Raw genomic sequence first — 14,349 nt, forward strand, 5'->3', positions numbered from 1 at the left:
TGAAGATCCTCTCCGAGAAGTCAAACTGAAATTAAAGTAGGTTTGAACGGGTGTCTACCGTTAAAAGGAACGCGTATGATTGTACGTGACTGAGTGCTATTGAAGAACGGACTTTTTCAATAGAATTAGGGTGGTATCGCGGTTAAACCCGTCCCTTACTTTAGGGACGGGTTTTTTGTGTGCTTTAAAAAAATAAGAGAGGCGATATCAATTATGAAAGAATCAGTTCAAAATCGTGAAAAAAGAATCAGTGAATATTGGTTAAAAAATAACACATTTTTAAACTCAATTGAACAAAGAGAAGATCATCAATCATTTGTTTTTTATGAAGGCCCCCCAACTGCAAATGGCTTGCCACATGTTGGTCATGCTTTAGGTCGTACAATTAAAGATGTTGTAGCTAGATATAAAACAATGGCAGGTTACCAAGTTATTCGCAAAGCCGGATGGGATACTCATGGATTACCGGTTGAACTTGGCGTTGAAAAGATGCTTGGAATTTCAGGGAAAGCAGAAATTGAACAATATGGAGTAGAAGCCTTTCTTGCTAAATGTAAAGAAAGTGTATTTACTTATGAGAAACAATGGCGTGAATTTACTGAGCAATTAGGTTACTGGGTAGACATGGATGATCCTTACGTAACATTAGACAACTCATATATAGAAAGTGTTTGGAATATTCTTGGGACAATACACGAAAAAGGGTTATTAGTAAAAGGGCATCGTGTTTCTCCTTATTGCCCTAGCTGTCAAACTTCTCTTAGCTCGCATGAAGTAGCGCAAGGCTATAAAGACGTGAAGGATTTATCAGCTACGGTTAAATTCAAATTGCTAAACGAGGAAAATGTCTCTTTTCTAGGATGGACTACAACTCCTTGGACACTTCCTGCTAATGTAGCATTAGCTGTTAATCCACAAATGGAATATGTCCGTGCCAAAAAAGGGGAAGAAGTATTTATACTTGCTAAAGCTTTAGTAGAAAAGGTATTAAAAACTGATTATATGATCCTATCTGAATTTTTAGGAGCGGACTTAATCGGGATTGAATACTTAGCACCATTTAATTTTGTACGTGTTGAAATTGGTCACAAAGTCATTAAAGCAGATTTTGTTACTGAAAATAGCGGTACTGGAATTGTTCATATCGCACCTGCATATGGAGAAGACGACTATAAAGTTGCTCAAGAAAATGGTTTATCATTTGTAAACGTAGTGAATGAAAAAGGTCAATATACTGAAGAAGTGACTAATTTCAAAGGAAGATTTGTTAAAGAATGTGATGTAGACATCGTAAGGTATTTAGCAGAAAATGAGCTTTTATTTAGTAAAGAAAAATATGAGCACAGCTATCCGCATTGCTGGCGATGTGATTCTCCATTACTTTATTATGCAAATGAAAGTTGGTTTATCAAAACTACAGCATTAAAGGATCAATTTATTAAAAATAATGAAGAAGTAACATGGCATCCAGATCATATTAAACATGGCAGATTCGGTAATTTTTTAGAACAAATGGTGGATTGGAACATTAGTCGTAAACGATATTGGGGTACTCCATTAAATGTTTGGGAATGCGATTCGTGTAATCATCAAATAGCACCAAAAAGTATAAATGAATTATGTAGCTATTCGGAAAAAGAAATTTCGGATTCAATTGAATTGCATAAACCTTATGTTGATGAAGTGAGTCTAAAATGTCCAAAATGCAGTGGTAAGATGACAAGGACACCTGAAGTCATTGATGTTTGGTTCGATAGCGGATCAATGCCATTTGCTCAGTATCATTATCCATTTGAAAATCATGATAAATTTGAAAAACAATTCCCCGCTGATGTTGTAATTGAAGGTATCGATCAAACAAGAGGTTGGTTTTATAGTTTATTAGCAGTATCTACTTTATTTACTGGTAAAGTACCATATAAACGAGTTTTATCACTAGGTCATGTATTAGATGAAAATGGACAAAAAATGTCTAAGAGTAAAGGAAATGCACTAGATCCAGTAGAGTTAATTCAAAAATTTGGAGCAGATTCTTTAAGATGGGCTCTATTAGTAGACAGTGCTCCTTGGAACCCTAAACGTTTTTCTGAAAGAGCTGTCCTAGAGGCAAAGTCAAAACTAATTGATACATTCGATAATGTAAATAGTTTTTACAATTTATATGCAAATTTAGACGGATTTGAAGCGAGTAAACAATATGAGTATGAAACAAATGCGTTAGATAAATGGATTATTTCACGTTTGCATAGCACAATTAAAAATGTAAATCACAATTTAGATGGGTTTCAATTTACAAATGCTGCCAGAGACATTGCTAAATTAGTAGATGAAATTAGTAATTGGTATGTAAGAAGGTCACGAGAACGGTTTTGGTCAAATGGAATGAATAAAGAAAAGGCGGCTGCTTACTATACACTGTTTGAAGTTTTAACGAAAGTTAGTCAATTATTGGCTCCATTTACGCCTTTCTTAGCTGAAGATGTTTATTTTAATTTAACAAACGAAAGTGTTCACTTATCTGATTTCCCAATTTTCAATGAATCACTAATTGATCTCGAGCTAGAAAGAGAAATGGATGCCGTTTTAAAAGTTGTGGAGCTTGGAAGAAGCATTCGTAATACAAATTCATTAAAAATTAAACAGCCTTTATCAAGTTTAACTATAGTAAGTACCAATGAAGAAATCGAATGGGATTTATATAAAGAGATTGTATTAGATGAGCTAAACGTAAAATCATTCCTACAAGTAAACAACGAAAACGAGTTTTCAACTTTAAAATTGAAATTAAATTTTAAAAAATCTGGTTCAAAATTTGGAAAGAATTCTAATTTAATTAATAAATCACTGCAAAAATTAACAAATGAAGAAGCGAAAAATGTGATCGATAACGGAAGTTCTGATTTATTACTTGATTCAGGTGAAACGGTAAAAGTCGATACTGAGGATATTTTAATCGAAAAAAGTGCAAAAGAAGGATACGCATCTGCAACCAATGGTGAATTTACTGTTACTCTTGATACATTATTAACCGAAAGTCTTGTTCAAGAAGGTACCGTAAGAGAATTCATTCGATCAATTCAAGAATATCGAAAAGAATTAAATTTACCAATTAATATGCGAGTAGATATTGGAATAAAAGCCGATACAGAATTTATTGAAATCATTGAAAAGTTCAAAGGAATGCTTGAGGAAAACTTATTAATGAGGAATCTAGTTGTTAAAAATCAATTAAATGGAAAAGAAATTCAAGTTGGTGACAATCAAGCTGAAATTGAATTATTTGCTTCAAATTAACTTGATTTTTAGATGGTTTTTATAAGGTGAAAATTGATATGAAAAAATAAAGAAACCCCACAAAGTATGAAATTTACTTGTGGGGTTTTGTTTTGTAAAATAGTTAGCTCGATTCAAGTTCTAAGGAAGGATGTTTATCAGATTGCACCGTCATGTCGAATGGATTATGCAAAAAATGCATGTAAAATGACGCACTAAAGTACTTTACGCACAAAAAAGATTGTTATATGATCAAAACTCTATGATTTACGCACAAGACCAAAAAATAAGGAATTCTAGTGGTTCATTGAATAGTCGCTTCAAATTTCAAGCTTTCAAATCCACGAAAAGCAACGTTTGCCCGTCGAGTCGGCTCCTCTATGAGAACAGGATTAAGTAAATGTTTTGTCAGTTTTTCAAATGCAATTTGTCCTTCTAATCTAGCAAGCGGGGCACCTAAACAAAAGTGTGGGCCCGAGGAAAAGGATAAATGTTTTATATTCTTTCGAGTAATATCAAATGTTTCTGGATTTGTAGTGACTTTCGGATCGTAATTTGCTCCTCCTAAGGATATCATAAAATAATCGCCTTTTTTAATCGAATTTCCAGCGAACTCAAAGTCTTCTCTAGCCCATCTAGACGTAAAAATAACAGGTGATTCATATCTTAATATCTCTTCAACTGCTGCAGGAATAAGCGATAAGTCATTTTTTAATAATTCAAATTGCTTTGGATGTTTTAATAATAAATAATATCCATTTGTAATTAAGTTGACGGTCGTTTCATGGCCAGCAATTAATAAAAGCAGGCAGCTTGCAATCATTTCATCTTCGCTTAATTTATCACCAGATTCCTCGGCAACTATTAAATTACTGATTAAATCTTCTTTCGGTACAGTTCTTCTTTCAGTTATAAGATTTCTAAAATAATTAGACGCATCAACAATATGCTTCGTAACTAATTCTAAGTCCTCTATAGTCGTATTAAAATCAATGAATTTAATAAATGCATCAGACCAATTACGAAATAAGTCCCGATCTTCTTTAGGAACACCTAATAAATCGGTTATGACAAATACAGGTAATAAATATGAAAAGTCACCTATTAGTTCATGGGTAGATTTTCCCTTCATATTTTCGATTAAATAATCTGCAATTTCATTTACCGTAGCCCGTAAATTTTCAACCATTCTTGGAGAAAAGGCTTTGTTCACAAGATTTCTCAATCTTGTATGATCAGGTGCATCTCGAAAAAGCATCATTTTTCGATTTAAAGTAACTGCAGGCATAATACTTTCTGGTAATTTCTCAGGTGGTGTCACTTTCGTTTCTTCTTTAATAAAGCGGAGGTCTTTTAAAATTAGTTCAGCTTCTTTATAACCCGTCACTAACCAACCCGTCCTCTGAAAAAGCTCTGTGTAAAGTACAGGGCTTATTTTTCTGGCGTTACTAAAATACGAGTATGGGTCTTTGTAAAAATCCAGTGGATTAATTTTTAATTGATTGTTCATTTAATTATTCTCCCTTTTGTAAATGAGTCTATTTATTTCTATTACTGTGAAAATGGATTATTCCCAATTTCTGGATAGTACAAAAAAAGAATACTTTTGTTTAGAAAAGATTTCATGAGGAATACGTATAAAAGTCGAAGAGGTAAATCGAATGAATAGTAAGAAAAAAAGATTAGGTTATGGTAAAATAAGGTATTTCAAATTATCGATATTAATTTGATTCGCTTATAAAGAAAGGGGAAAGTTTATGGAATTTCCGATTTTAGAAACAGAACGATTATTTTTAGTACAAATTACACAAAAAAATGTGGATGAGATTTATTCAATCTTTTCGAATAAAGAGGTAATTAAATACTATGGTATGGACCCCTTTACTGAAAAGGACCAAGCGGTTAAAATGATCGACTCATTTCAAACTAGATTTGAAAACCAACAAGGAATGCGTTGGGGAATCGTTGAAAAAGAATCAAAAAAATTAATCGGAACAATTGGATTAAATAATTTAGTTTTACATGCTAGAAGAACTGAAATTGGATATGATTTATTACCAACTTTTTGGAGAAAAGGATATATGTCTGAAGCAATAAAAGAAATTACAGCTTATTGCTTTGATAAACTAGGACTTTATCGAATTGGAGCGAATATATTTCCGGATAATACAGGTTCATCAACTTTAGTTGAAAAGTTAGGCTTTAAAAAAGAAGGTTTACTTAGAGGGTACTTAGTACAAAATGAACAGTCACATGATTTAAACGTATTTTCTCTGATAAAACCTGATTGGGTAAATTGAAGATCCAAAACTAAAAATAACTTAAACTTAAAAAATTATAAATTAGTAAATTAAAAAGGAGAAATGGAATGATTAAAGCAGTAATATTTGATTTTGATGGATTAATAGTGGATACAGAGTCGGTTTGGTATGAAGCATATAAAGAAGTTTTAAATCGGTATAAAGTAGAGTTAACCCTTCAAAAGTTTTCGGAGGTAGTCGGAACGAGTGATGAAATTTTATTTGAATATATCAATTCAAATTTAAAAGAACCAATTGAAAAAGAAATCATCGAACAAATGGCTAAGGAACTAGTTGATGAAAAACTACTAGAACCAGTTCTAAGAGAAAGTGTAGAGGACTATTTAATTTCAGCCAAAAACGCGGGATTACAAATTGCTTTGGCTTCTAGCTCTTCAAGAGAATGGGTTCAAAGCTTCTTGGAAAAATTAAATATTTATGAATACTTTTCAGTTATTAAGACGAAAGAGGATGTGGCGAAAGTGAAGCCAGATCCTGAATTATATTTAAAAGCAATTGAGGAAATAGGCGTTGATGTAACTGAGGCGATCGCATTTGAAGATTCACTAAACGGATTAATTGCTGCAACGAAAGCAGGCTTACAATGTGTAATTGTTCCAAATAGTGTAACTTCACATTTAGCGTTTGAGAATCATAGTTTAAGAATATCATCAATGGCTGAAAAGTCTTTAGAGGATGTAATTGAGCAATTATCAAAAAACTAGATTAGTTTTTTAGATTAAGTTAAAGAGGGGTATCTTTTTTATCGGGAAGGCAGAACTGCAACTATGGATTAGAGAATCCAAATAAACAGTATATCTGTGCATATAAACAGTGAACTGCAAATAAAATTCGAGAATAGCAAATAAAATTAGCCTAATCGCAATTATTTTTGTAAAACAGCAAATAAAATCTTAAGAATCGCAAATAAACTAAAATGATACCCATACCCGTTATGGTATTTTGGGGTAATATTGATAAATTCATACAATAATACTAATAAAATATGCTTTAATTTATTTCAAACAGAAAAAAGTAGATGAAATTGGCTAATATTTCATAAAAAAGTTCAATTATTTCTACTAGAAATGAAAGAGATGTTGAGATACACTCGATATGTAGGGGAAGCGACCACCACGCTTTTTTCATGAACCGTTTACGATTCTAATCGTTTTTAATCTACAAGCATGTTCAAATTGTATATAAAAAAAGGGCGTCCATCTGTCAGTTACCTGACCTATGAGACAGCCCTTTTTTAATTAAATAGAGGTTACTTCCTTAACTTCACTTGTTTCATCCTTCTTTATAAGAATCTCTTTTTTCAGACCCCAACAGATTAAAAATGTTAAAATTGCTAGAACAAGAGATACCCAATATAAATCTTGAAAAGCGTGAGTGAAGACTGTTTTTACTTTTTCAAGTAAAGTAGGCTCAAGATTAGTAGGAATCGTACCGTTTTGTACATTTTTTAATTGAAGTAATTGATCCATCGTAAGACTGCCAGATAGTGATTTCATCCCTGATGTAATTTTAGAGGCTAATAGAGAACCAAATAAACTAAAGCCAATTGTCATACCAATGGATTGAAATAGCATAACAGCAGATTGGGCAATTCCTACATTATCTTTTTCAACAGATTCCTGTACGATTAATGCATTGTTAAATAGTGCACCGAATCCAAGGCCAAGAATGATGAAATAAATAATAAATGTAGTAACTGAAGTGTGCGCCGATATACCTGTAAGTAAGTAGAAACCAATCATTGGAATGATAAATGAAAAACCATAAATATTTCGATACGGGAATTTATTCATTACTCGACCAGCTATGACACTTGCACCGATTGCCCCAACCATAATTGGTAAATTTAAATAACCAGATTCAGTTGGTGTAAGACCCATTACGTTTTGTGAAAAGAATGGGAATGATGAAAGTGAGCCCATGATCGCAAGAACGAATACAAATACTAGTGCGGAAATAACAACAAAATTTCTATTTTTAAATAAGTGTAAAGGTATAATAGGCTCTTTTGCTTTTGATTCTACAAATATAAATAAGCCTAGTAAAATGGTTCCTAATATTAATAGTCCAATCATTTGAGGTTCACTCCATGCATATCCTTCAGTTTGATGTAGTACCGGAGTGAGTAGATAACTGATTAATGTTGTGACTAATAAAATTCCACCAAACCAGTCAATACTAATCTTTTTATCTACTTTCGTTTCGTTCAAGCCTAAAGCAAGTAAGATTGCCGCTAAAACGCCAACTGGAATATTGACTAAAAAGATCCAATGCCATGAAATATTCTGTACAAAATATCCACCAATTAATGGGCCCAGTAACTGAGGAATAAACATGACTGCTCCGAAGATTCCTTGTAGTTTAGCACGTTGTTCTACTGGGAAACTGTCGCCGAAAATAACCATCGCTAGTGGCATTAGACCACCTGCACCAATTCCTTGAATCCCACGACCAATTAAGAGAACTTCCATCGAATGGGCTGTACCACTAATAATGGAGCCCGCCATAAATAAGCCCATGCTAAATAAATATATTTTTTTTCGGCCATACAAATCCGCAAGCTTGCCGAGTATCGCCATAAAAGAGGTCATCGAAAGCATATAAACTCCACCAACCCAGCCGTAAAGAGCTAAACCTCCTAAATCCTTAATAATTGTTGGCATGGCTGTGGAAACGACTGTTTCATCTAGTTCTGAGAAAATGACACCAATCATTAGTCCTATTAAAATAAGAGTTTTGTTATTTTCTTTCATTCATTCTTTGCCTCCTTATGACCTTTCAATATTATTCAATTCAATCATTGAATACCTTTTCTTACTGAACATCTAAACTCTTGAATAACACTCAATAACCAAGCATAGTCTTTATAAATATGAATAACTTCATCATACTAATAAGCCCTTTTTTGATTTTTAATTTCTAAAATGAAGTAATGAAAAATGTTCTAAATAAATAGGCTATTTAATTAATTCTTTACTTCAATTAAAAATCCTTTAGGCAGTCAATATCTTCTTTGATTGTATGAAATATTTTAATGAATATTCACGAGCATGCATCAAATCGAAGTATTATAAAAAATTAATATTGTTTATTATTGAATATTCAGAATTTATCTTGTATTATCAAATTAACAAACATACCGACTGGTTAGTATCATCTAAATGTTGGTTAAATGATAGGGTAAGTTTAAGTGAAAATATCAATTTATAAATAATTACAAACTTTAGGAGGATTTTGCCATGCATGTAAAGGAATTATTTAATCTAACAGGAAAGGTTGCAATTGTAACTGGTGGGGGACGAGGTCTTGGTGAACAAATTGCAAAAGGATTCGCTGAAGCAGGAGCAAATGTTGTACTTTGTTCTCGGAATGTAGAAGCCTGTCAAGAAATAAGTGAAGAATTGAAAAGTTTAGGTGTCGATTCTTTGGCATTAAAGTGTGATGTGACTAATAAAGAAGATGTACAAAGAGTTGTAGACTTAACAAAAGAGAAATTTGGTCGAATTGATATTTTAGTAAATAATAGTGGTGCTTCTTGGGGGGCTCTTGCTGAAGAGATGCCGTTAGAAGCATGGAATAAAGTGATGAATGTTAATGTAACAGGTACGTTTTTAATGACTCAAGCAGTAGGGAAAATCATGTTAGAACAAAGGTCCGGAAAAATTATTAATATTGCTTCAATTGCTGGTTTAGTTGGAACGAATCCAAAAGTGATGAATGCAGTTGGATATAGCGCAAGTAAAGGTGCAGTGATTAGTTTGACGAAAGATTTAGCTGCGAAATGGGGTTCTAGTGGTATTTATGTAAATGCATTAGCGCCTGGTTTTTTCCCTACTAAAATGTCTAAGGATGTTATTTCTCATGGAACGGATGAAATTTTAGATTCGATCCCATTAAAGAAATTTGGAAATGAGGACGAGCTAAAAGGAGCAGCTCTATTTTTAGCAGCACCTGCTTCTAATTATGTTACTGGTACTGTTTTAGTAGTAGATGGTGGAGCATCAAGCGTGTAATATTTCAAATTTTGCAATCAAAAAGGAGTTAAGTAGATGGGCAAACTTCATCTTTTGATGAAAAAAGAAGAAATTGATGATCAAAAATTAAACGATGAAAAGATAGTAATCGTTTTCGATGTATTACTTGCTACTTCAACAATTACAGCGGCCTTAGCCTTCGGTGCTAAAGAAGTTATACCTGTTATGAATGGACAAGATGCACTTCAATTCACAAATGAAAATAAGAAGAAAGAATATGTATTAATTGGCGAATATGAAGGAAATACAATTGAGGGTTTTTTAGCCCCAAATCCATTAAATTTAAAAGAAATTGTTGCGGGTCATTCGATTGTTTTATCAACAACAAATGGAACCGTCGCATTAAAAAAATCTCAAAATGCTAAGAGAGTATATGCTGCATCGATTTTAAATGCTAGTGCAGTTGCAAATCATTTAAGTCAATTCTATAAGGACGAGTCGATTATTTTAGTATGTTCGGGATCGTCAGGACAATTTAATATGGAAGATTTTTATGGAGCAGGTTATTTTATTGATTGTTTATTAGATGAATCATGCAATATTGAATTATCAGATGCAGCTAAATCTGCACATTATTTTTATTTAGGATTAAAAGAGAAATGTAATGTAGTACTTGAAGAATCAAATGTTGGTAAAATGTTAATTCGCTATGGTTTTGAAGAGGAATTAAAATTTGTATGTAATAAAAGTATCTTTCAAGTTGTACCAATTTTTGAAGAAGGTAAGAGCGTAGTAAATGCCACAATTTCTTTAGAAAGCTAGCTAATTAGTATACTAAAAAATAATTTACTTGCTAAATGAAAATTAAATAAGTGAAAGGGATGATTGGATGGATTTTTTATATTCCCCGAAAGTTCAAGAGCTTCAAGCTAAATTAACTAAATTTATGGAAGCTTATGTATATCCTAATGAACGAATTTATGAGGAACAATTGAATGCACAAGAAAATCGTTGGAGTGATGTTCCGCCAATTATGGAAGAATTAAAGCAAAAGGCAAAGCAAGCAAGATTATGGAATTTATTTTTACCTGAAAGTGATTTAGGAGCAGGATTAACGAATTTAGAATACGCTCCATTATGTGAAATTATGGGACGATCATTAATTGGACCTGAAGTATTTAATTGTAGTGCTCCAGATACAGGGAATATGGAAGTGATAGAAAGATATGGTACGACGGAGCAGAAGGAAAAATGGTTGGTGCCGCTTTTAAATGGAGAAATTCGCTCATGCTTTTCAATGACAGAACCAGAGGTTGCTTCTTCTGATGCTACAAATATTGAAGCGAGTATTAAAAAAGACGGAGATTATTATATCATTAATGGACGGAAATGGTGGTCATCAGGAGCAGGCGATCCTAGATGTAAAATTGCTATATTTATGGGGAAAACAAACCCAGATGGACCAAAGTATGAACAGCAATCTATGATTCTAGTACCATTAAATACACCTGGCGTAAAAATTGAAAGAGTATTACCAGTTTTCGGCTACGATCATGCTCCACATGGACATGCAGAAATTACATTTACAAATGTAAGGGTACCTGCAACAAATATTTTGTGGGGAGAAGGTAAAGGATTTGCCATTGCGCAAGGTAGACTAGGACCGGGGCGAATTCATCATTGTATGAGATTAATAGGTGCTGCTGAACGTGCTCTTGAAGAAATGTGTAAGCGTGTTCAAAGTCGAGAAGCATTTGGGAAACCGATTGCAAATCAAGGCGTTATTCAAGAATGGATTGCGAATTCTAGAATTGAAATTGAACAAGCTAGACTACTAACTTTAAAGGCAGCTTATATGATGGACACGGTTGGAAATAAAGAGGCAAAAGCTGAAATTGCAATGATAAAAGTAGTAGCACCGTCTATGGCTTTACGAGTAATTGATCGAGCTATTCAAGCTTTTGGTGCTGCGGGTGTTTCTAATGATTATTCATTAGCAGCACAATGGGCAAATGCCAGAACGTTAAGGTTAGCTGATGGTCCAGATGAAGTACATCGAGCACAATTAGCAAGATTAGAATTAAAAAAACATATAACGGAAGAATTCTCTACAATAAAAAACTAATGATATGAAATCATTTATAGATTGAGAGAGGATAAAAATGAGATTAAAAGAAAAAATCGCAATTATTACAGGCGGTGGTAGTGGTATTGGGCGAGCGACAGCGATTCGCTTTGCGAAAGAAGGCGCAAAAATTGTCATTGCTGATCTAAACGAAAAAACGGGTGAAGAGGCACTAGGTTTAATAAAAGAACTAGGGGCAGAAGCAATTTTCGTTAAAACTAATGTTGCCGACAGTAAAAGTATTCAAAATTTAATAAACAAAACTGTTAATCATTTTGGCGGAATCGATATTTTATTTAATAATGCCGGTATTGGTAACTCAGAAGTAAGAAGCGTTGATTTAGATGAAGCTGAATGGAATTCTGTTATCGATACAAATTTAAAAAGTGTATTTTTAGGGATTAAATATGCAATACCAGAGCTAATTAAATCAGGCAATGGAGTAATTATTAATACAGCTAGTTTACTAGGTTTAAAAGGCAAAAAGTTTGTTAGTGCTTATAATGCGTCAAAGGGTGGAGTAATCCTATTAACGCAAAATGCAGCACTTGAGTACGGTAAATATAATATTCGAGTAAATGCTATTGCTCCTGGCATAATTGATACAAATATTATTGAACAATGGAAAAATGATGAACGAAAATGGCCGATTATGTCTCGTGCAAATGCTCTAGGTAGAATAGGCAGTCCTAACGAAGTCGCATCAGTAGCTTTATTTTTAGCATCTGAAGAAGCATCATTTGTCACTGGAACAACTTTATCAGTAGATGGTGGAGGATTAATATTTTAATTAATTAAATTTAAAAAATAGTTTAACACAATATATATGATAAGAAATGGAGAGTTAATTATGTCAACAAATAAAGTTTGGTTATCTCACTATCCAGAATATATTGCAAAAGAACTATTAATCCCAGCAAAATCAATTCCAGAAATGTTTAACGAAGCTGTAGAAAGTTTCTCAAGTCATTATTGTTTATCATTTTTTGGTAGAAAAAAGACATATAAAGAAGTTCATACCGCAGTAACATCCTTAGCTTCTGCTTTACAGCTAAATGGAATTCAAAAAGGTGATCGAGTAGCAATTATGCTTCCAAATTGTCCACAATATGTTATTTCATTTTATGGAATTCTTACAGTAGGAGGTATCGTAACGCAAGTAAATCCAATGTCTGTTGAAAGAGAGCTAAAAGATTTACTAAATGACTCTGGAGCAGAAACGATTATTGTTTTAAATAGCTTGTATCCTACAGTTAAATCAATAATGGATGAAACGAAGTTACAAAACATTATTGTGGTGAGTTTTACAGAATCACAAGAAAACTACGATTCTGGTATATCATTTGAAAAATTTTTACAAAGTGGTGGTCCAGATGTGAAGGACGTAAATGTTAACTGTGAAGAGGATGTTGCAATTCTACAATATACAGGTGGAACTACTGGGCGATCTAAAGGGGTAATGTTAACGCACAGAAATTTGTATGCAAATATTTTGCAGCAAAAAGAATTTTTTAAAGGTGCATTTGATCAAGGACGTGAGCGCGTCTTATCGATCATCCCATTTTTTCATGTTTATGGTATGACAGTATGTATAAATTTAAGCGTTTTCATGGGGAATGAAATGATTATTCTTCCTCGCTTTGAAGTACAAGAGGTATTAAATACAATAAAAAGTGAACAACCTACATTATTTCCTGGAGTTCCAACAATGTATGTTGCATTAATAAACCATCCAGATTCAGAAAAGTACGGGATCGATACAATGAAAATTTGTAATAGTGGTAGTGCACCAATGCCAGTAGAGTTAATGAAACAGTTTGAAAATAAAACAGGTGCGATGATTTTAGAAGGTTACGGTCTATCTGAAGCGTCCCCAACAACACATTGTAATCCAGCGTTTGCAGTAAGAAAGCCAGGAACAGTTGGGATTCCATACCCATCGACTGATTCAAAAATCGTTGACCTAGCAAACGGTGTAGATGAAGTACCAGTTGGTGAAATTGGCGAATTAATTATCAAAGGCCCTCAAGTGATGAAAGGATATTGGAATTTACCAGAGGAAACAGCTAATACAATCAAAGATGGTTGGTTATATACAGGCGATATCGCAAGCGTCGATGAAGATGGATATGTCACGATTTTAGATCGAAAAAAAGATATGATCATAGCAAGTGGCTTTAATATATATCCTCGTGAAATAGAAGAAGTAATATACGAGCACCCCCTCGTGAAAGAGGCAGTTGTAATAGGTGTACCAGACAATTATAGAGGGGAAACTGTTAAAGCTGTAATTGTATTAAAAGACGGTATGAATGTTAGTTCAGTAGAAATGATCGAATACTGCAAAAGTAATTTAGCGGCTTATAAAGTTCCTCGAATGATTGAATTTAGAAATGAACTACCTAAAACAAATGTTGGAAAAATATTAAGAAGAGCGATTAGAGAAACCGAAAATCCGATTCACCAGCGGTAAGTAAGATCCCTGTTCAGAAATAATTAATATTTTTCTTTTTTTTAAGTTGACCCAAGCAAGGATACTCGACTTCAGGAGGCATAGAAGCTTAAAGGCCTCACAGGTGATCCAAAAAGATTCAAGTCCCGCCCCAAGAAAATCGAGTATCCTGTAATAGAAATTGGCAAACACATAGATTTATTA

10 protein-coding genes and 1 other annotated feature (1 of these 11 running past the window's edge) are annotated in these 14,349 nt (G+C 33.2%); of the genes, 8 read left to right on the plus strand and 2 right to left on the minus strand.

Annotated features, from left to right (window positions below; all coding sequences use genetic code 11):
- Positions 1-159: a binding site (T-box leader), on the plus strand; it begins 84 nt to the left of the window's first position.
- A 54-nt stretch (positions 160-213) separates the two neighbouring features.
- Entirely contained in the window at positions 214-3,294 is a 3,081-nt protein-coding gene (gene ileS / locus CN692_RS13920; protein WP_098119774.1) for an isoleucine--tRNA ligase, read from the plus strand.
- A 283-nt stretch (positions 3,295-3,577) separates the two neighbouring features.
- On the opposite strand, the gene CN692_RS13925 is transcribed toward ileS, so the two are convergent.
- Positions 3,578-4,783: a cytochrome P450 gene (locus CN692_RS13925; RefSeq protein WP_098119775.1), complete on the minus strand. Its 1,206-nt coding sequence runs from the start codon at positions 4,781-4,783 to the stop codon at positions 3,578-3,580.
- 247 nt (positions 4,784-5,030) lie between these two features.
- Between CN692_RS13925 and CN692_RS13930 the strand changes: the two genes are divergently transcribed.
- Positions 5,031-5,573: a GNAT family N-acetyltransferase gene (locus tag CN692_RS13930; RefSeq protein WP_098119776.1), complete on the plus strand. Its 543-nt coding sequence runs from the start codon at positions 5,031-5,033 to the stop codon at positions 5,571-5,573.
- 68 nt (positions 5,574-5,641) lie between these two features.
- Positions 5,642-6,298, plus strand: coding sequence for an HAD family hydrolase (locus CN692_RS13935; RefSeq protein ID WP_098119777.1), 657 nt, complete (start codon positions 5,642-5,644; stop codon positions 6,296-6,298).
- Between the two features lie 534 nt (positions 6,299-6,832).
- Here the strand turns inward: CN692_RS13935 and CN692_RS13940 are convergent.
- A complete protein-coding gene (locus CN692_RS13940) occupies positions 6,833-8,347 on the minus strand; it encodes an MDR family MFS transporter (protein WP_098119778.1) in 1,515 nt (504 codons plus the stop codon).
- A gap of 486 nt (positions 8,348-8,833) precedes the next feature.
- Here CN692_RS13940 and CN692_RS13945 point away from each other — a divergent pair, with 486 nt between their 5' ends.
- The 5 genes from CN692_RS13945 (at position 8,834) to CN692_RS13965 (ending at position 14,166) form a co-directional block, all read left to right on the plus strand.
- Positions 8,834-9,607 carry an SDR family oxidoreductase gene (locus CN692_RS13945; RefSeq protein ID WP_098119779.1) on the plus strand — a complete coding sequence of 258 codons (774 nt, stop codon included), beginning with the start codon at positions 8,834-8,836 and terminating at the stop codon, positions 9,605-9,607.
- Positions 9,608-9,643: 36 nt separating this feature from the next.
- Positions 9,644-10,390, plus strand: a complete 747-nt coding sequence (locus tag CN692_RS13950; protein ID WP_098119780.1) for a 2-phosphosulfolactate phosphatase — start codon at positions 9,644-9,646, stop codon at positions 10,388-10,390.
- A gap of 67 nt (positions 10,391-10,457) precedes the next feature.
- Positions 10,458-11,693 carry an acyl-CoA dehydrogenase gene (locus tag CN692_RS13955; protein ID WP_098119781.1) on the plus strand — a complete coding sequence of 412 codons (1,236 nt, stop codon included), beginning with the start codon at positions 10,458-10,460 and terminating at the stop codon, positions 11,691-11,693.
- Between the two features lie 37 nt (positions 11,694-11,730).
- Positions 11,731-12,483, plus strand: coding sequence for an SDR family NAD(P)-dependent oxidoreductase (locus tag CN692_RS13960; protein WP_098119782.1), 753 nt, complete (start codon positions 11,731-11,733; stop codon positions 12,481-12,483).
- A 60-nt stretch (positions 12,484-12,543) separates the two neighbouring features.
- Positions 12,544-14,166, plus strand: coding sequence for a long-chain-fatty-acid--CoA ligase (locus CN692_RS13965; protein ID WP_098119783.1), 1,623 nt, complete (start codon positions 12,544-12,546; stop codon positions 14,164-14,166).
- Positions 14,167-14,349: the final 183 nt, after the last annotated feature.

The organism is Bacillus sp. AFS002410, assembly GCF_002556365.1.
Lineage (GTDB): Bacteria > Bacillota > Bacilli > Bacillales > Bacillaceae_G > Gottfriedia.